The organism is Pseudomonas sp. B22129, from assembly GCF_044218875.1.
GTDB lineage: Bacteria > Pseudomonadota > Gammaproteobacteria > Pseudomonadales > Pseudomonadaceae > Aquipseudomonas.
In genome coordinates, this window is record NZ_CP162592.1 from 2,651,985 (window position 1) to 2,669,839 (window position 17,855).

The 17,855-nt window shown below is 59.8% G+C and carries 14 protein-coding genes and 2 tRNA genes; 5 read left to right on the top strand and 11 right to left on the bottom strand.

Annotation, left to right across the window (positions count from 1 at the left end; translation table 11 throughout):
- Positions 1 to 32: 32 nt before the first annotated feature.
- Positions 33 to 233: a hypothetical protein gene (locus AB4P94_RS12065; protein ID WP_395610700.1), complete on the bottom strand. Its 201-nt coding sequence runs from the start codon at positions 231 to 233 to the stop codon at positions 33 to 35.
- 313 nt (positions 234 to 546) lie between these two features.
- On the opposite strand from AB4P94_RS12065, the gene AB4P94_RS12070 reads away from it, so the two are divergent.
- Positions 547 to 831, top strand: a complete 285-nt coding sequence (locus tag AB4P94_RS12070) for a DUF3509 domain-containing protein (protein WP_078738936.1) — start codon at positions 547 to 549, stop codon at positions 829 to 831.
- Between the two features lie 170 nt (positions 832 to 1,001).
- On the opposite strand, the gene AB4P94_RS12075 is transcribed toward AB4P94_RS12070, so the two are convergent.
- Positions 1,002 to 1,886: a TIGR02285 family protein gene (locus AB4P94_RS12075; RefSeq protein ID WP_395610701.1), complete on the bottom strand. Its 885-nt coding sequence runs from the start codon at positions 1,884 to 1,886 to the stop codon at positions 1,002 to 1,004.
- Positions 1,886 to 3,085, bottom strand: coding sequence for a CaiB/BaiF CoA transferase family protein (locus AB4P94_RS12080; protein ID WP_395610702.1), 1,200 nt, complete (start codon positions 3,083 to 3,085; stop codon positions 1,886 to 1,888). Before AB4P94_RS12080 ends, AB4P94_RS12075 begins: the two co-directional genes overlap by 1 nt.
- A 148-nt stretch (positions 3,086 to 3,233) precedes the next feature.
- Between AB4P94_RS12080 and AB4P94_RS12085 the strand changes: the two genes are divergently transcribed.
- The gene (locus AB4P94_RS12085) at positions 3,234 to 3,776 is read left to right on the top strand and encodes a YaeQ family protein (RefSeq protein ID WP_395610703.1); all 543 of its coding nucleotides are present in this window, start codon (positions 3,234 to 3,236) and stop codon (positions 3,774 to 3,776) included.
- 114 nt (positions 3,777 to 3,890) lie between these two features.
- The gene (recJ, locus tag AB4P94_RS12090) at positions 3,891 to 5,600 is read left to right on the top strand and encodes a single-stranded-DNA-specific exonuclease RecJ (RefSeq protein ID WP_395610704.1); all 1,710 of its coding nucleotides are present in this window, start codon (positions 3,891 to 3,893) and stop codon (positions 5,598 to 5,600) included.
- Positions 5,601 to 5,737: 137 nt separating this feature from the next.
- On the opposite strand, the gene AB4P94_RS12095 is transcribed toward recJ, so the two are convergent.
- The 4 genes from AB4P94_RS12095 to AB4P94_RS12110 all read right to left on the bottom strand — a co-directional run bounded on the left by AB4P94_RS12095 (position 5,738) and on the right by AB4P94_RS12110 (position 10,305).
- Positions 5,738 to 7,024 carry a virulence factor family protein gene (locus AB4P94_RS12095; protein ID WP_395610705.1) on the bottom strand — a complete coding sequence of 429 codons (1,287 nt, stop codon included), beginning with the start codon at positions 7,022 to 7,024 and terminating at the stop codon, positions 5,738 to 5,740.
- Positions 7,024 to 9,666: a bifunctional lysylphosphatidylglycerol flippase/synthetase MprF gene (gene mprF / locus AB4P94_RS12100; protein WP_395610706.1), complete on the bottom strand. Its 2,643-nt coding sequence runs from the start codon at positions 9,664 to 9,666 to the stop codon at positions 7,024 to 7,026. Before mprF ends, AB4P94_RS12095 begins: the two co-directional genes overlap by 1 nt.
- Positions 9,667 to 9,945: 279 nt before the next feature.
- Positions 9,946 to 10,022, bottom strand: a tRNA-Met gene (locus AB4P94_RS12105).
- 206 nt (positions 10,023 to 10,228) lie between these two features.
- Positions 10,229 to 10,305: transfer RNA gene (locus AB4P94_RS12110), tRNA-Met, on the bottom strand.
- A gap of 279 nt (positions 10,306 to 10,584) precedes the next feature.
- On the opposite strand from AB4P94_RS12110, the gene dinB reads away from it, so the two are divergent.
- Positions 10,585 to 11,643 (top strand): DNA polymerase IV, encoded by a 1,059-nt coding sequence (gene dinB, locus AB4P94_RS12115; protein WP_395610707.1) that lies wholly within the window; start codon positions 10,585 to 10,587, stop codon positions 11,641 to 11,643.
- A 132-nt stretch (positions 11,644 to 11,775) separates the two neighbouring features.
- Here the strand turns inward: dinB and AB4P94_RS12120 are convergent, their stop codons facing one another.
- The 4 genes from AB4P94_RS12120 to AB4P94_RS12135 all read right to left on the bottom strand — a co-directional run bounded on the left by AB4P94_RS12120 (position 11,776) and on the right by AB4P94_RS12135 (position 16,551).
- Positions 11,776 to 12,729: a hypothetical protein gene (locus tag AB4P94_RS12120; protein ID WP_395610708.1), complete on the bottom strand. Its 954-nt coding sequence runs from the start codon at positions 12,727 to 12,729 to the stop codon at positions 11,776 to 11,778.
- A 20-nt stretch (positions 12,730 to 12,749) separates the two neighbouring features.
- The gene (locus tag AB4P94_RS12125) at positions 12,750 to 14,465 is read right to left on the bottom strand and encodes a proline--tRNA ligase (RefSeq protein WP_395610709.1); all 1,716 of its coding nucleotides are present in this window, start codon (positions 14,463 to 14,465) and stop codon (positions 12,750 to 12,752) included.
- A 195-nt stretch (positions 14,466 to 14,660) separates the two neighbouring features.
- Positions 14,661 to 16,193 (bottom strand): AmpG family muropeptide MFS transporter, encoded by a 1,533-nt coding sequence (locus AB4P94_RS12130; protein WP_395610710.1) that lies wholly within the window; start codon positions 16,191 to 16,193, stop codon positions 14,661 to 14,663.
- 43 nt (positions 16,194 to 16,236) lie between these two features.
- Positions 16,237 to 16,551 carry an MGMT family protein gene (locus AB4P94_RS12135; protein WP_395611323.1) on the bottom strand — a complete coding sequence of 105 codons (315 nt, stop codon included), beginning with the start codon at positions 16,549 to 16,551 and terminating at the stop codon, positions 16,237 to 16,239.
- Between the two features lie 202 nt (positions 16,552 to 16,753).
- On the opposite strand from AB4P94_RS12135, the gene AB4P94_RS12140 reads away from it, so the two are divergent.
- Complete coding sequence (locus AB4P94_RS12140) at positions 16,754 to 17,761, top strand: DUF481 domain-containing protein (RefSeq protein WP_395610711.1); 1,008 nt, start codon at positions 16,754 to 16,756, stop codon at positions 17,759 to 17,761.
- Positions 17,762 to 17,855: the final 94 nt, after the last annotated feature.

The window sequence follows — 17,855 nt, forward strand, 5'->3', positions numbered from 1 at the left end:
TTGTTTCTGGCAGGCCCGGTTTGCGTGATCGTTTAGGTGAGTATCTTCAGTGCGATGGCCAGTACGCTGCTGAAAACCGTAAACATGGCCATAACGACGCCCATCGGATACCAGAAGTTCTCGCGGGTTATCTTGTGAGCTTCGGCGGTGAGTTTGCGTTGCTCGGCATAGATGCGTGATATGTCGGCGTGAATTTTCTCTAACGCAGCCTGCTCTTTATCGTGCTCCAGCATCGTATTCATCCTTCGTAATATGGGCCATTTGACATGCGCTGTACGCTGCGTAGCAGTTTGACCAGCGCCCACCGAGTATAGGATTCACCTTCAGCCTCAGCCCCCGGCCAACCCCAAAACAGCCGCCCATTGCGTAAGCAGTTATGTGCGCCGTTTTTTCGTTGTCATGTTGCAAGCGCATGCTGGAATCCGTCACCCCCTGACGGCCCCATAAAGACGATAAAGCGAACTTTCCTACGTCAGAACCAGTCACTTAGGATAGATGCAGCTCCCGTTGAAACGATTGTTCCCGAACTATTGAGTGGTGATCGAGATGGAAAGTATCAGCCTATTGCTCGAAGAAGCACTGAGCCCTTATCAGGTTACGCTGACCACCTCCGGTGTGCAGGGCGAGTGCCTGGTGACCGTTAAAAACCCCGCTGGCGCTATCGTCGTCGAGCGTGAAGTCGACCGCGCGCAACTGACGGATAAACGTGTATTGGTGGATGTGGTTGATTGCCTGCTGCGCGATCTGAAAATCGCCGAAGGGCGCCTTGAACCCTCGGTTATCGCCGCGTTGCGTAATGCCGCTCAGACCCGTGGTGCAGCCTGCGCATGAAGAAATGTTTATTTGAGGAAACTTCCTACAGCGTGACCGGTCAGATTTTTTAACGGCAAGAGCAAACATTGTGCTCCGGTGTTTGTGGCTTGTTGTACTGGTCTTTGTAGGCCACGTTTAACCCCGAAGTGTCTCCCCACTCTTCGGGGTTTCTTTTTGCCCGGGATTTGTCAGTGTTCCGGGGATTCCTGGAAAAAACTCGGGTTGTCGCGCAGATAGCGCTCGCGCATCTGCGGGTCTAACCATGCCACGTAGGATTGCTGCAGCTGTTCCTGCGGGATGTCGCGTAACACCTGATTGATGCGCTGCATGGCCTGGCGCCCTTCGGGCACGTCCGAGCAGCCGATATGTATGTGCTGATAAGGCGCTGCACCCTTGATCGGATAGAACATCAATTCCTGTGCCGCGATGCCCTGTTGCATCGTGTGATAGCGGATCTCCGGCGGGTAACCCAGCACCGCCTCCAGCCGCCCGAGACGCTGCATCTGCAACAGGCTGCCGAGGGCGTCATTGCCATAATGCAGTGCCAGTGAGTGGGGCGCGGCGTGCTTTATCTGCTCATCAATCACGGGGCCATAACTGCGTTCGGCGGTTGCGCCAATACGGGCTTTATGGCCGTCGAGAAAGGCGTGCAGGTCGAACTGGCCCTCGACAATAAACGGTGCCATGGCGGCCTGCTGGCTGCGCCTGATGGTCACCCCATTACTGACGACTACAAAAGCCTGTGTGGAAAACACAGTGTACTGGGCGCGTTCTGCGGTCCACAGCAGCGATGGGTCGCAGGTCAGGGTGGGGCCGCGCAACATCTGGATGCCACGGGCACGATTGACGCGCATCACCTGGTGGCGGTACTCCGGCAAATGCTCGCTGAGTAGCGGCAATAGTTGATCGAGCACCCCCAAGCCTTTTTCGGGGCCATCGAAAATGGTCACGGGCGGCAAGTCGCGCACTAACCAGGTCAACGTCTGCTCGGCGTACGCCGATAGCGGCCAGCCCGCCGTCATGGCGCCGGCGAGGCACAGCTGAAGCAGCCAGCGCGGGGCATGGCGAACCATCAAATAGCGCCATCCTCGCGCAGTCGGGTGATGGCTGCCGCGTCGTAACCCAATTCGCTGAGCACCACGCTGTTGTGTTCGCCCAGTTGCGGCCCGACCCATTCACAGCTGCCGGGCGTGTCGGAAAGCTTGGGTACAATCCCCGGCATCTTGAAATCCTTGCCGCCTGGCAGTTTTGCCTTGAGGAACATCTCCCGCGCCAGAAACTGCGGGTCGCCCAGCATGTCTTCGGCGCTGTAGATGCGGCTGGCAGGCACCTCGGCCTTGTTCAGTGCCTCGATGACCTGATCGAGCGGCAGCGAATTGACCCAGCGATCAATGACGCCGTACAGCTCATCACGGCGACTATCGCGGCCATCGTTGCTGGAGAGTAGAGGGTCGTTGGCCAGATCCTCGCGCCCGATGGCCGACATGAACCGTTTGAAGATCGCATCACCATTCGCGCCGATCTGCACGTGCTTGCCATCGGCACTGGTATGGATTGAAGACGGTGTGATGCCCGGCATGATGTTGCCGGTGCGCTCGCGAATAAAGCCGAACACATCGAATTCCGGGATCATGCTTTCCATCATGGCGAAGATGGCTTCATACAGCGCCACGTCCACCACCTGGCCCAGGCCGCCGTTGACTTCGCGATGACGCAACGCCATCAGCGCGCCGATCACTGCCCACAAGGCTGCAATCGAGTCGCCGATGGAAATTCCGGTGCGCACCGGCGGGCGGTCCTCGAAACCGGTGATATAGCGCAAACCGCCCATGGATTCGCCCACGGCGCCAAACCCTGGCTGGTCCTTCATCGGCCCGGTCTGGCCAAAGCCCGAAAGGCGCACCATCACCAGCCTCGGGTTCAGCGCGTGCAGGGTTTCCCAGCTCAGGCCGAGTTTTTCCAGCACGCCGGGGCGAAAGTTTTCGATCAGGATGTCGGCGTCCGCCAGCAATTGCTTGAGGATCGCCAGGCCATCGGGGTGCTTGAGGTTCAGGGTCAGCGACTTTTTGTTGCGCGCCTGCACGAACCACCACAGCGAGGTGCCTTCATACAACTTGCGCCATTTGCGCAACGGGTCGCCGCCGTCCGGGGATTCGACCTTGACCACTTCGGCACCGAACTCGGCGCAGATACGTGAGGCAAACGGGCCGGCGATCAGGGTGCCCAGTTCGATGACTTTCAGGCCGGCAAGCGGTTTGGCATTAAACGACATGAGGATCCTTGGCAAGCAGGGGCAGTGGTGTGATGCCTTTTAACATAGGCGGGCAGCGCAGGGATAAGGATGATGCAGCGCAGTAGTCGTTGAATGGCCTCGCCATCGGTTAGACTGGCCGCCTTTTCCTGTCTCTAGAAGCCCGTTCATGGCCCAGCCGTCCACGACCTACAAATTCGAACTCAACCTCACCGACCTCGATCGCTCGGTGTACGAGAGCGTCAAGCAGACCATCGCCCGCCATCCCTCGGAAACTGAAGAGCGCATGACTGTGCGCCTGTTGGCCTACGCCCTGTTTTACAACGAGCAACTGGCGTTCGGTCGTGGTCTGTCAGATGTAGACGAACCAGCCCTGTGGGAAAAAAGCCTGGATGATCGGGTTTTGCACTGGATCGAAGTTGGCCAGCCTGACGCCGAGCGTCTGACCTGGTGCTCGCGCCGTACTGAGCGCACCAGCTTGTTGGCTTACGGCAGCCTGCGTGTGTGGGAAGGCAAGGTCGTGCCGGTGGCGAATAACCTGAAAAACGTCCACATCGCTGCGGTGCCGCAAGAAGTCCTGGAGACGTTGGCCAAGGACATGCCCCGCGTGATCAAGTGGGATGTGATGATCAGCGAAGGCACGATGTTCGTGACTGACGATCGCGGCCAGCATGAAGTGCAATTGCAATGGCTGGCTGGTGAACGCGGCTAACCCTGCCTGAGCAGGTTTATGTGGGAGCAGGCAAGCCAGCTCCCACCGTTGATCTGTGTTGTATTCAGCATTGCTGTTTAACCGTTCTATCAGAAGAGAAGCTTCCGTCACCCCATGCGTATCGATCCCCGCCCGTTGCCCGCTGTCCTGCCGTTTCTCGGTGAATTGCCACCGCTGTTGACCCGTCTCTACGCCGCACGCGGGGTGCAGTCTGAAGCCGAGCTGGACAAGAGCCTGGCGCGGTTGATTCCTTATCAGCAGCTCAAGGGCATCGACGCGGCTGTGGATTTGCTGGTGACCGCCCTGGAACAGCGCCAGCGCATCCTGATCGTAGGCGACTTCGACGCTGATGGTGCCACCGCCAGTACCGTGGGCACCCTGGGCCTGCGCTTGCTCGGTGCGGCCCACGTCGATTACCTCGTACCGAACCGCTTCGAATACGGCTACGGCCTGACTCCGGAGATCGTTGCGGTGGCCCTGCAGCGCGAGCCGCAGTTGCTGATCACCGTGGACAACGGCATTTCCAGCGTCGAAGGCGTGGCGGCGGCGAAAGCGGCAGGGTTGCAAGTATTGGTCACCGACCACCACTTGCCGGGCGACGAGTTGCCGGCCGCAGACGCCATCGTCAACCCGAACCAGCCGGGCTGCGAGTTCCCGAGCAAGGCGCTGGCCGGCGTGGGCGTGATCTTCTATGTCTTGATGGCCCTGCGCGCGCGTTTGCGCAGCCTCGGCTGGTACGACAACAAGCCGCAGCCGAACATTGGCGAGTTGCTTGACCTTGTTGCCTTGGGCAGCGTTGCCGACGTGGTGCCGCTGGACGCCAACAACCGCATCCTCGTGCATCAAGGCCTGGAGCGCATACGCGCCGGGCGTGCGCGCCCGGGGATCAAGGCGATCCTTGAAGTGGCCAAGCGCGATGCCTCGCGTATTACTTCCACCGACCTTGGTTTTATCCTCGGGCCCAGGCTTAACGCCGCCGGGCGCCTGGATGACATGAGCCTGGGCATTGAGTGCCTGCTCACCTCGGACTTTGCTGCTGCACGGGAAATGGCTGCGCAGCTGGACGGCATGAACCAGGACCGCAAATCCATCGAGCAGGGCATGCAGCGTGAGGCGCTCGCCCAGCTCAAGGACTTGCCGGTGGAGTCGATGCCGTACGGTCTGTGCCTGTTCGACCCGGAATGGCACCAAGGCGTGATCGGGATTCTGGCGTCGCGCATGAAAGAGCGTTACTTCCGCCCGACCATCGCCTTCGCTGACGCCGGTGACGGCCTGCTCAAGGGCTCAGGGCGATCTGTGCAGGGTTTTCACATCCGTGATGCCCTGGCCGTGGTGGCGAGCCAGCATCCCACCCTGATCGCCAAATACGGCGGCCATGCGATGGCGGCGGGTCTGACATTGCCCGAGGAAAACTTCCCGTTGTTTGCCGAAGCCTTTGACGCCGAGGTGCGTCGGCAACTGTGCGAAGAAGACCTTACGGGGCGGCTGCTGACCGACGGCACGCTGGCGGTGGAAGAGTTTCACCTGGAACTGGCGCGCGCCTTGCGGCATGCCGGGCCATGGGGGCAACACTTTCCCGAGCCGTTGTTCCACGGAGTGTTTCAGTTGGTGGAACAGCGCGTGGTCGGCGAGCGGCACCTGAAGGTGGTGCTCAAGAGCGAGTGCGGGTCTGTGAAGCTCGACGGTATTGCGTTTGGTGTTGACCGAGAGGTGTGGCCAAACCCGACCGTGAAGTGGGTGGAGCTGGCCTACAAGCTGGACGTGAACGAGTTTCGTGGCAATGAAACCGTGCAGTTGATGATTGCGCACATAGAGCCGCGCTGAATCTTAATAACACCACTAAGCACATGTGGGAGCGGGCTTGCTCGCGAATACGGAGTGTCAGTCAAGGATGCTACGACTGATCCACCGCTTTCGCGAGCAAGCCCGCTCCCACATTTGGTTTTGCATACTGCCTGGAATTACTCGGCTTTATCCTTGGCCTGGTGCTTCACGATGATGTCCACCAAGCGCTGTGCCAGCGCCGGGTAGTTCTCGTCAAAGTGATGCCCGCCAGGCAGCTTCACCGCTTCACCAACGGCCGTCTTGTCGGTGCAGCCGCTCTCGTCGACTTCTTCGGCGCCATAAATGCACACCACTTTATCAGCTGGCAGCTTGGCCATTTCCGGGCCGGTGGCGGCTTCTTTGCCGGCGTTGCCCAGCCAGCCTTCCACTTCGATCTCAAAGCTGCCGGTACGGGCGAAGGCCAGCAGGATGATTGCGTCCACACGCTGCTGTTCGTTTTCCGGCAGGCGGTTGTAGATGGCAGGCAGTACGTCGGCGCCGAACGAATAGCCGGTCAGTACGAAGCGTTTGGTGCCCCATTTCTGCCGGTAGTGCTGCATCAGTTCGGTGAGGTCCTTGGCGCTTTGTTCCGGGCTCTTGTGCTGCCAGTAGTAGCGCAGTGTGTCGATGCCGACCACCGGGTAACCGATCTTGGCCATTTCACCGGCCACGTCGCGGTCCAGGTCACGCCAGCCACCATCACCGGAGAGGAACAGGGTGACGGTGTCTTTGGCTTGCCCGGCCGGTACTTCAACCACTGGAATGGCCAGGCCGCCGTTGTCCGAGCCGACGAGTTGCTTGCGCAGTTCGTTGTTCAGCACTTGCGGGTAGTGGATGTCGTAGTCGCTGATGCTGGTGGTTGCACGCGGGGTATCGCGTACGAAACTGGCAGCATCATCATCAGGGTTATCGTTCCATGCCACCAGCCAGTTACCGTGCGCGGCTGTTTTCGGCAGTGGGTCCTTGCAGCCTTCCTGCGTCATGGCGAAGCCGACGGAGATGGCGTTGGCCTTGTCGTCGTTCTGTGTCGCCAGCCAGCGCCAGGCCAGGCTCGCACCCGGGCCGATGCCGCTGACCAGGGTCGCCGGGCCTTTAAGCTGCGCCAGAGCGCCTTGCAGCGCTTGCTCCTGCAACTTGCAGTCATCCTTTGGCAGGATGACTTGAACGATTTGCGCCGAGCCACCCTGGCTCAGGGCAATCAGTTGGCTATCGGTCAGGGTTTCATCGGCCATCACGGCTACCGCCACACGTGCTTTTGCCGAGCCGTTAGGCGTTACACGGGTCATCACCGAGCCGTCGGCCTGGGGCAATTGCTCCAGGGTCGGCTGCGGGGCAGGGCGGTTCCAGTACCAAAAGCCACCACCCGCGATCAGCGCGAGCAGCACTACAAGGGCCAATACATACCGCCAGGAGCGTCGAATCATCAGCGTTTCACCAATCCAGTCAAGCCGCCTGCGATCAGGGCGGCAGTGTCGGCCAGTGCCACCAGCGGATCAAGTCCTGCGGGCACGGCCATATAACGGGGTTCCCAGTCAGGCTGGAACTTGTCTTTGAAGCGGCGCAAACCTTGGAAGTTATACAGCTGCTCGCCACGGCGGAACACCATCGAGCCCAAGCGTTGGGTCAGCGGCGCACCACGGCGTGGCTGCAGGCCCGACAACGGCACCATGCCGAGGCTGAAGCGGGCGTAATCATGGTTCTTATAATGTTGAATCAGGCCAACCATCATGAATTCCATGGTCAGCTTTGGCGCGTCCGGGTGGGCGCGCATCAGGTCGAGACTGGCCAGGTCGTGGTTGTAGGTCTCGAGCAGGTTGGCGAAGGCCACCGGGCGCCCTTCGAAGCGAATGATCGCGATGCGAAAGTGCTTGAGGTAGTCGTCGCTGAAACGTCCCAGGGAAAAGCCCTTTTCGCGCACGTTCTTGCCGGTCAGCCAGGCGTCGGAGATGACTTTGAGCTCATCCATCGGCGCATGGCCCGGTTCGAAGATTTCCAGGGACAGGCCGTCCCGCGTGCCACGGTTCCAGGTGTAGCGCAGATCCTTCATCTCTTTGCCCTTGGCTTCCAGGTCAAAGCGCTTGAGGTCCACGCGGGCTTCTTCGCCCAGCTTGATTGCGGTCAGGCCGATGTCCATGTAGTACGGCAGGTTCTCGGCGCGGACCTGGTAGAACACCGGGCGGGCGTGATGGATATCGCACAGGTCACGGAACTGCCAGATCATCTCGGCGCGCGGCTGGGTCGGGCCGATGGGGTCATACAGGGCCACCAGGCTGCGCCCTCGGCGGGCGTACATCAGGAAGGCTTCATCGTTGGGATGGAACAGCAGCGCCTTGTCACCGGTCAGCGCCAGGCCGCCGTCGGGTTGGGAGGAGGCCATCAGGATCTTGGTGGCGCGCTCCAGTTCATCCGGGGTCGGCAGGTGGATGATCGGGCGCGCGGTACGCAGCAGCCAGGTCAGCGAGACGATCACCAGCAACACTGCGGCGCCGAGCAATGAGCGCAGGCCACGCGGGGCGTTGGCGTCGAGGGTGAACTGCCACCACAGTTGATGGCTGTACGGCACGTCTTGATAGGCAAACAGCAGCAGCCAGATCGAGGCACCCAGCACGCACACGCTGGCCACCAGATACAGCGGCGAGAACGGCAGTTCGGTCAGACGGCTGGCGCGGTAGAACGAGCGACGGAATATCGCCAGCAGCACTGCCGTCATGATCATCAGGCTGGCTTCTTCCCAGTCGAAACCTTTGAGCAGCGAGAGCAGGGCGCCCGTCAACAGCAGCACCATCGTCAGCATCCAGGCGGCCGACAAACGCCGGCGCAAGCCCTGGGCGAGCAACAGGCACAGCACGCCGATCAGGCTGGCACCGAAGTGCGAGGCGTCAATCAGGCGGTGGGGAATCAGGAAGCCGATGTTTTCCAGGCGTGAATCGATCTCTGGCGTAGCGCCGGAGAACAGCAGGACCACGCCGGACAAAAAAACCAGTACGGCCAGCACCGGTGCCGCCAGGCCTGAAGCCACCCGCAGGCTCTGCTGGGTCTGGAACAGGCGCTGGGCTTCGTTGACCAGCAGGAAGATGCAGGCGATCAGCAGCGGCAGCACCACGTAGATCATCCGGTACAGCAGCAGGGCGGCAGCCAGTGGCGCGGCGCCGAGTTTATCGGCGAAGGCGGCGAGCAGGATCGCTTCGAACACACCCACGCCACCCGGTACATGGCTGAGTACGCCGGCCGCCAGGGCCAGCAGGTACACCAGCAGGAACGGGCCGAACGGTGGCGCTTCCGGCAGCAGCATATAAAGGACGGTGGCGGCAGCGGCCACATCCAGAGCGGTGATGATCAATTGCAGGAAGGTCAGGCGGCGACCCGGCAGGCGCAACGTACGGCGTCCGGCCTTGACCAGCAGGTTGTCCGGGTAGGGCTGGTCCGGCAGGCGACGACGATAGATGCCAATGCACAGCGCGGCGGACAACAGCAGCACGGCGCCGGCGATGCCGCCGAGCAGTCCTTGAGACAAGTGCAGGTACGTAGAGGCCGCTGGCAAATTGCTCAATGTGGCCAGTGCGGCGAGCGGCGGCAGGGCAGTGCCCAGTGCCAGGCTGGCGAACACGGTCATGTGCGCCACTTCTGCCGCGCCGATGCCATGGCGTGCATAGAGGCGGTAGCGCACCGAGCCACCCGAAAGCATCGACAAACCAATGGCGTTGCCGATGGCGAAGGCCGTGAAGCCGCCCATGGCCAGGGTCTTGGCCGGCAGCTTTACCCCGGCATAGCGCGCGCCGGAAAATTCATAGCCCAACAGAATGATGAAACCAGCGACGGCGGCGGCAAATGCGCCGAGCAGGGCGGGCTTGGGCACTTCCAGGATAGAGTCGTGGAGCGCGTAGAGGTCCAGCTCCAGCAGCAAGTGTCGGCAGGCGATCAGGGCGATTGCGAACAGCAACAGGGTAACGGCCAGCCCGATCGGCTGACGGTATTTGCTCAACAGATCCAGCCAGCGCAAACGGGTGGGAGCGATCGGTTGTTCTGCTGTGACGGTGTCTTGTGGTTCAGACGAGTTGGCGCGCATCAATCACCTCGTGGATTGTGCGCGACAGGATGGAGGTATCCAGCCAAGTTACCAATCCCTATGGACAAAATAATTACAAATATTAACGCGTATCGCCGGGGGCGGCGACAGCGGCCATTGGTCGTAGAGGGTAGCGCTTGAGCATTGAGCATAGCTTGCAATGAGATGGACTCTACAAACCGCATACGGTTTCATGAAAGATGCCATGCCATTGTTTCAGAAGAACTTTTTCACCGGATACAAAAAAGGCCACTCTTTCGAGTAGCCTTTTTTGATGTTTGGTTGCGGGAGCCGGATTTGAACCGACGACCTTCGGGTTATGAGCCCGACGAGCTACCAGACTGCTCCATCCCGCGTCTGTGGGCGGCATTCTACAGTCCAGCGGCGAGGTGTCAACCGTTAATGGGCTGATGGGTCAAATAAGTGTGAAATAGTCACTTTGCGTCGCGCATGTGCGGTAAGTGCCGACGGGCAAAGATTTTTTTGTCTTACAATTTTCATACAGGGGTAAAACAGGCAGGCACAAAAAAGGCCACTCTTTCGAGTAGCCTTTTTTGATGTTTGGTTGCGGGAGCCGGATTTGAACCGACGACCTTCGGGTTATGAGCCCGACGAGCTACCAGACTGCTCCATCCCGCGTCTGTGTGTCGGCATTCTACAGAGGAACGCCGGTGTGTCAACCTGTGAATCGAAGAAAAGCGCTTGTGGTTCAATTGGTTAGCTCTCCAGGGGCAGCTTGAAAACGGCGCCGGGCCAGTCAGGCCGAGGGTTTCAGCTCTATCGGTATGCCAATTTCGATTGAGAAAATAAATTCATCCGTGAATCTTCCTACCGTTAGTGCGGAAGATTCAAACTACTGGTGCTATATACAGGGGTGAGTGCGATACTGGCCACCCGTTGGATTACACCCCCGTTTATATGACGCAACGCAAAATCATCCACGTCGACTGTGATTGCTTCTACGCCGCCATCGAGATGCGTGATGACCCGAGCCTGGCGCAAAAGCCCTTGGCGGTGGGGGGCTCGGCGGACCGGCGTGGGGTCATCGCCACCTGCAACTACGAGGCGCGGGCCTATGGTGTGCGTTCGGCCATGTCTTCGCGCCATGCCTTGAAGCTGTGCCCGGACCTGACCATCGTCAAGCCGCGTATGGACGCTTATAAAGAAGCTTCCAAGGAAATCCAGACGATCTTTCGCGACTACACGGATCTGATCGAACCGCTTTCATTGGACGAGGCTTATCTGGATGTCTCTGACAGCGAGCATTTTGGTGGCAGTGCTACGCGTATCGCCCAGGATATTCGCCGCCGCGTCTCTAACCAGTTGCATATCACCGTGTCTGCCGGCGTGGCGCCGAACAAGTTTCTGGCCAAGATCGCCAGCGACTGGAAGAAGCCCAATGGCCTGTTTGTGATAACGCCGGATCAGGTCGAGGATTTTGTATCGCAACTGCGCGTGAGCAAGTTGCACGGTGTGGGCAAGGTCACCGCAGACAAGCTCGCGCGCCTGGGGATCGAAGACTGCCTGCAACTGCGCGAGTGGAATAAATTGGCGCTGGTGCGCGAATTCGGCAGTTTTGGTGAGCGGCTGTGGAGCCTCGCCCGTGGGATTGATGACCGCGCGGTGCAGAACGACAGCCGTCGACAATCCATCAGTGTGGAAAATACCTACGACGTTGACCTGCCGGATCTTTCAAGCTGCCTGGCGAAACTGCCCGAGCTGATGGAAACCCTGGCTGGGCGCATGGCGCGCATCGACAGCAGTTACCGTGCGGGCAAGCCATTCGTTAAGGTGAAGTTTCATGACTTTACCCAGACGACACTGGAGCAGGCCGGGGCGGGGCGGGATTTGGAGAGTTATCAGCAGTTGTTGACGCAGGCGTTTAACCGGGGTGGAAAGCCGGTGCGGTTGTTGGGGATTGGAGTGCGGTTACTTGATCTCAGCAGCGGTAATGAACAGCTCCAATTTCCCTGGTAAAAACCGGATCAAAAAACTGTGGGAGCTGGCTTGCCTGCGATGGCGGTGTAACAGTCAACATTGATGTTGAATGTCAGGTCGTCATCGCAGGCAAGCCAGCTCCCACAGTTGTATTTCGGTGTTGCTAAAACCTCAGCGTGCGCCAGGATCCGCCACCAACCGCCCCGCATCCTTGGTCAGCGCCTGCAGAAACTCCTGCTGCAACTCCGGATCATTGCGGGTCAGCTCGATCAAACTTTGCTCAAGCTCGCTGGCTTCTTCTTCCAGGCCCAGCTCCGACAAACGCTTGACCCGGTGCACCCACTGGTTCACCTCGTCATCTTCCAGATCGTCGTAGATCAAACCATGGGCTTCGAGCAACTTGCTGCGCAGGGTGTTGCTGATCGCCAGGGTCGAGTCCGAGTGCACATCGTCCTGGCCATCTTCCACGCTGATCTTCAAGGTGGTGACGCGGTTCAGGTCCTGCTCGGCAAACGGGCTGTCCAACAGGTTCAGGCGCAGCACGCCGTCGCGGTCGGTGGTCAGGTCAAAGGTCTGCTTGCCGGCGGTGACTTGTACCGGGCGTTCGCTCCAGGGCAGGCTCGAATACTCCGTGCGCTTGTCACGCTGGACTTCATCGATACCCGCCAGGTTCTGCTGCGCACGGCCGTGGGATTGCACGTTCATGAACGGGTTGATGCCGTCCACGCCGTAGCTCAGCCAGTCGCGGGTCATGCTGGTGGGCAGGTTGCCGAGCGCAAAGATGTTCGCCACGTTGGCCCCCGCACCGGCCACCAGGGCGACCGCGCCCAATGGCATCTCATAGAGTTTGCGCCAGGGTTGGTAGGGGGTGTAACGATCGTAACGGCGGGTGACTTCGAATTCGGTGACCTCAAAGGTCTTTTGCTCATGAATGCGAACCCGGCGTTGCGGCAACTCCAGCACTTTGGGTTCGCCTACATCAATCTGCAGGCTGTGGTCGAGCAACTTACGCTCGACCCGCTCCTCGTGCTCACTGCGTTGCGACATCTGGTTGGCGCAGCCGCTGACCAGCAGGGCGCCACATAACGTGGCGCCCCCCAGGGCTATGGTGTTTCGCTTGAACATGACGACTCTTGATCTGGTTTTCAGCGACGAATACGCGCCTGAAGGAAAGACAGCACGTCAGCCACCGGCAACGGTTGGGCTTCGGCTTCGGTCCGGCTCTTGTATTCCAGATTGCCATCCGCCAGGCCGCGGTCACTGACCACGATCCGGTGCGGGATGCCAATCAGTTCCATGTCGGCGAACTTGATGCCCGGGCTGGTTTTCTTGTCCCGGTCATCGAGCAACACTTCAAAACCGGCAGCCGTCAGTTCGGCATACAGTTTGTCGGTGGCTTCGCGTACTTGCTCGTTGTCGTAGCGCAGCGGTACCAGGGCAATCTGGAACGGCGCCAGCGCGTCGCTCCAGATGATGCCTTTCTCGTCGTTGTTCTGCTCGATGGCAGCGGCAACCACACGCGATACGCCAATACCGTAGCAACCCATGTCCAGGGTGATCGGCTTGCCGTTCTCGCCCAGCACTTCGCACTTCATCGCCTTGCTGTACTTGTTGCCCAGCTGGAAGATGTGCCCGACTTCAATGCCGCGCTTGATTTCCAGGGTGCCCTTGCCATCCGGGCTTGGGTCGCCGGCCACAACATTGCGCAGGTCGGCCACGGTCGGAACCGGCAGGTCACGCTCCCAGTTCACGCCGAAGTAGTGCTTGTCGTCGATGTTCGCGCCGATACCGAAGTCGCTCATCAACTCGACCGAGCGGTCGATGATGATCGGCAGCGGCAGGTTCAGCGGGCCCAGGGAGCCGGCACCGGCGCCGATGGCGTCACGCAGCTCAGCGTCGGTGGCCATAACCAGCGGGCTGGCCACACCTGGCTGCTGGGCGGCTTTGATTTCGTTGAGCTCGTGGTCACCGCGGATTACCAGGGCGATCAGCTTGCCTTCTTCCTCGGCGCGCACGATCAGGGTCTTGATGGTCTTTTCAATCGGCAGATTGAATTTTTCCACCAGGGCCGCGATGGTTTTGGTGTCCGGGGTATCGACCAGACGCAGCTCTTCAGCCGGTGCGGCGCGGGACGTTTCCCGTGGCACGGCTTCGGCTTTCTCGATGTTCGCCGCGTAGTCGGAACCGTTGCTGAACACGATATCGTCTTCGCCGGACTCGGCCAGCACGTGGAATTCGTGGGAGCCGGCACCGCCGATGGAGCCGTTGTCCGCTTCAACCGGGCGGAATTTCAGGCCCAGGCGGGTGAACACGTTGCAGTAGGCCTGGTGCATGCGGTCGTAAGTGACCTGCAAGGACGCCTGGTCGGCGTGGAACGAGTAAGCGTCCTTCATGATGAATTCACGGCCGCGCATCAAACCGAAGCGTGGGCGGATTTCGTCACGGAATTTGGTCTGGATCTGATACAGGTTCAGCGGCAGCTGTTTATAGCTGCTCAGCTCGTTGCGCATCAGGTCGGTGATGACTTCTTCGTGGGTCGGGCCGGCGCAGAAATCGCGGCCATGACGGTCCTTGAAGCGCAGCAACTCAGGGCCGTACTCTTCCCAGCGCCCGGATTCCTGCCACAGCTCAGCCGGTTGGGTGCTCGGCATCAACACTTCCAGAGAGCCGGCGGCGTTCATTTCTTCACGAACGATGGCTTCGACCTTGCGCATCACCTTCAAGCCCATGGGCAGCCAGGTGTACAGGCCGGAGGCCAGTTTGCGGATCATGCCGGCGCGCAGCATCAGCTGATGGCTGATCACAACCGCGTCGGAAGGCGTTTCTTTCTGTGTGGCGAGCAAATATTGACTGGTGCGCATGGTAGGCCGTTGTCGGTTGCTTGGACTTGAAATGACTCTGGATTGTACGGGCGTGGGCTGCTGGAGTACAGGTATCAGAATGCAGAGGGGTCTGTGGGAGCGGGCTTGCTCGCGAATGCGGTGGATCAGTGATGCATGTATCAACTGACACTCCGCTTTCGCGAGCAAGCCCGCTCCCACATTGACTGAGGTGTGTCAGTCCTGTTCGGGCGGATTCAACCGAGCCCGCCGACTCTCCTGAAACCAATGCAACGCAATCAAAAGCAGCGTCGGCACGCCCAGCACACAGGTGATCAGGAAGAAGTTGTGATAACCGAACTTCTCCACCATCACCCCCGAATAGCCGCCGATCAGGCGTGGCAGCAACAGCATGATCGAACTGAGCAGCGCATATTGGGTGGCGGAGAACTTGAGGTTGGTCAGGCTTGAGAGGTAGGCGACGAATGCCGAAGTGGCCAGGCCCGAGCTGAAGTTGTCCAGGGAAATGGTGAAGATCAGCATCTGCAGGTCGGGGCCCATGTCGGCGAGCATCACGAACAACAGGTTGGTTGCTGCCGAGGCCACGCCGCCGATAAACAGGATTGGCAGAATGCCGAAACGCACGATCAACAGGCCGCCCATGCCGGCGCCGAGCAGGGTCATGATCAGGCCGAAGATCTTGCTGACCCCGGCAATCTGGTCCTTGGTAAAGCCCTGGTCGATGTAGAACACGTTGGCCATCACGCCCATCACCGTGTCGGACATGCGATAGGTGGCAATCAGCCCAAGCAGCAACAACGCCTGCCAGCGGTAACGCAGGATAAAGTCGTTGACCGGTGTCAGCACTGGCGCCAAACCGCGGCGGCCCATGGTCGACAAGCACAGCGTGGTCAGGATGATATAGAGGATGGCGCGCAGGAATGCGCGGTCTTCCATCAGCAGTTCCCATAGGCTGACGCCGTGGAACAGCACGCTGGCGAAATCAGTGTTGTACAACTGGGTGAACATCGCCGGTACCGACACCAGCAACACGATCAGCACAAAGACCGAGACAAGCTGATGCACAAAGCTGTAGCGCCCGGCCTGCAACTGGGTGCGCAATGGCACATTGGGCTCGCGCATGAACAGGGTGGTCAGCAGCGCCGGAATCATCAGCAGGCCGAACAGCACATAAGTGCCGGTCCACGCCGAATGCTTATAGTTGAAACCGGTTGAGCCGAAGCCTTCGGCAAAGAACAGCGCACCGGCGGTCGCGAGCAGGGCCGCGATGCGATAACCGGACATATAGCTGGCGGCGAGGGCAGCCTGGCGGCTGTCGTCGGCGATTTCCAGGCGATAGGCGTCCACGGCGATGTCTTGGGTGGCAGACGCGAAGGCGACGATTACGGCAATGGCGATCAACCAGGACAGGTGCTTTTGCGGGTCGCAGAAGCCCATGCCGATCAACCCGAGGATCACCAGCGTCTGGGCAAGCACCAGCCAGGAGCGACGACGCCCCAGTTTGCCGAGCAGCGGCAGGCGCCATTGGTCGAGCAGCGGTGACCAGACCCATTTAAAGGCGTAGGCCAGGCCTATCAGGCTCGCATAGCCAATGGTCTCGCGGGCCACACCGGCCTCGCGCAACCATACGGAAAGCGTCGAGAACACCAACATGTAAGGCAAGCCGGCGGCGAAACCGAGCAACAACAAGACTAACGTCGAAGGGCTGGCATAGGCGGCGAGCGCGGCGCGCCAGGTTTTACGGGGCATGGGCTGGAGTCTGCCTCAGATTTGCGGAAACAAAGCGCGCACTCTAACCGCTGTGCTCTACCGGGCGCCAGCCATGACGCTGAATATCAACGCGATTGTTCAGGATACTGACACCTTCACTGCGTAAACGCGCACGTTGTTCGTCCCCGGAAGCACTGCCCATCGGCAGACTTATCCGACCACCGGCGGCCAGTACTCGGTGCCAGGGCAACCGGGTGTCTTGCGGCAACTGACTCAAGGTGCGCCCGACCCAACGCGCCGCGTGGCCCAGCCCGGCCAGGTGCGCCAACTCGCCGTAACTCACCACGCAACCTTCGGGCACTTGCGCGAGGGTCAGGTACAGCGCCGTTCGACGCATTTCGGCGGGTGTTTGCGGGGTTTCGGCGGCTGGGTTCACTGTGGGTACATCCGTTGAGATCGTCGGCATTTTCGTGAGAAACGTCTGTAAATATCGAAGAGGGCACTGAACTGAATACAAATACCTGAGTCAGTCCTTGCTAAGACGTTATCTAACACGATAATGCCGCCTTTTTTGTCAAACTTGAGCCTCGAATTTGCTTATGTTGTCCAGAACCCTGCTGTGCCTCGCTGTTTTCAGTGCCTCCACGCCTTTGCTGGCTGACACCGTCTGGTTGAAGAACGGCGACCGCCTGACCGGAAAGATCAAGGTCTTCGACGGCGGCAAGCTGTTGATCCAGACCGATTATGCCGGCGCCATCCCGGTGGACTGGAAGCAGGTCAAAACCCTGGAGAGCGACCAGGAACTGCTGGTCAAGCAAGACGCCTACTCCGGTGAGAAGGCCAAGTCCCTGAAAGCGGCGGACGACGGCAAAGTGGTGCTGGCCAATGGTGAGGCGCCCAAGACGGTTGAGTTGGCAAGCATCCAGCAGATCATGAAGCCCAAGCCTGTGATCGAAGATTTGGTATGGAAAGGTAATGTCGACTTGGCGCTGGATTACAAGCGTGCCGACAAAGACACCAACGACTACGACATCGACTTCAAGACCACCGCCCGTCACGGCCTGTGGCGCCACACCGCGCAGGGCGAGTACAACCGCGAGTTCCAGGACGACGTGACCACCACCGACAACTGGGCGCTGGAATATGACCTGGACCGCTTCATCACCGAGCACTGGTTCTGGCAGGGCCGCCTGACTTACAAGCGCGACAAGGTTGAAGACTTGTCCCGCCAGCGTACTGTCGGTACCGGCCCGGGTTACCAGTTCTGGGATGATGAATTGGGCGCGTTCTCCCTCGGTTCGCTGGTCAACCGCACCGATTACCAGTATTCCGACGATCGCAAGGACAACTTCTATTCCCTGGCCATGAAGTGGAACTACAACCGCTATCTGGTGGGCAAGACGGTGGAGTTCTTCACCAACGGCGAATTGGGCAAACCCCTCGACGGCCCGGCCGCCTACTCCCTGGATGCGGAAATGGGCCTGCGTTACAAGGTCACCGAATGGGCTTCGCTCAACCTCAAGGCCGAGCGCGACATTATCAGTGGCGACTCGGAAAGCAGCCTGAGCAAGACCCGCTACACAGCGGGCTTCGGTGTGGCCTGGTAACAACCTCTATAACAACGCCCGGCAAAACCTGCCGGGCGGCCTCTGGCAACCTGCGGGGATATTGATTACCTTGTGTTGAGATCCATTCCCATAG

Coding starts and splice junctions, on each gene's coding strand:
- AB4P94_RS12065 (WP_395610700.1), bottom strand. CDS start 233: ATGCTGGAGCACGATAAAGAGCAGGCTGCGTTAGAGAAAATTCACGCC.
- AB4P94_RS12070 (WP_078738936.1), top strand. CDS start 547: ATGGAAAGTATCAGCCTATTGCTCGAAGAAGCACTGAGCCCTTATCAG.
- AB4P94_RS12075 (WP_395610701.1), bottom strand. CDS start 1,886: ATGGTTCGCCATGCCCCGCGCTGGCTGCTTCAGCTGTGCCTCGCCGGC.
- AB4P94_RS12080 (WP_395610702.1), bottom strand. CDS start 3,085: ATGTCGTTTAATGCCAAACCGCTTGCCGGCCTGAAAGTCATCGAACTG.
- AB4P94_RS12085 (WP_395610703.1), top strand. CDS start 3,234: ATGGCCCAGCCGTCCACGACCTACAAATTCGAACTCAACCTCACCGAC.
- recJ (WP_395610704.1), top strand. CDS start 3,891: ATGCGTATCGATCCCCGCCCGTTGCCCGCTGTCCTGCCGTTTCTCGGT.
- AB4P94_RS12095 (WP_395610705.1), bottom strand. CDS start 7,024: ATGATTCGACGCTCCTGGCGGTATGTATTGGCCCTTGTAGTGCTGCTC.
- mprF (WP_395610706.1), bottom strand. CDS start 9,666: ATGCGCGCCAACTCGTCTGAACCACAAGACACCGTCACAGCAGAACAA.
- dinB (WP_395610707.1), top strand. CDS start 10,585: ATGACGCAACGCAAAATCATCCACGTCGACTGTGATTGCTTCTACGCC.
- AB4P94_RS12120 (WP_395610708.1), bottom strand. CDS start 12,729: ATGTTCAAGCGAAACACCATAGCCCTGGGGGGCGCCACGTTATGTGGC.
- AB4P94_RS12125 (WP_395610709.1), bottom strand. CDS start 14,465: ATGCGCACCAGTCAATATTTGCTCGCCACACAGAAAGAAACGCCTTCC.
- AB4P94_RS12130 (WP_395610710.1), bottom strand. CDS start 16,193: ATGCCCCGTAAAACCTGGCGCGCCGCGCTCGCCGCCTATGCCAGCCCT.
- AB4P94_RS12135 (WP_395611323.1), bottom strand. CDS start 16,551: ATGCGTCGAACGGCGCTGTACCTGACCCTCGCGCAAGTGCCCGAAGGT.
- AB4P94_RS12140 (WP_395610711.1), top strand. CDS start 16,754: ATGTTGTCCAGAACCCTGCTGTGCCTCGCTGTTTTCAGTGCCTCCACG.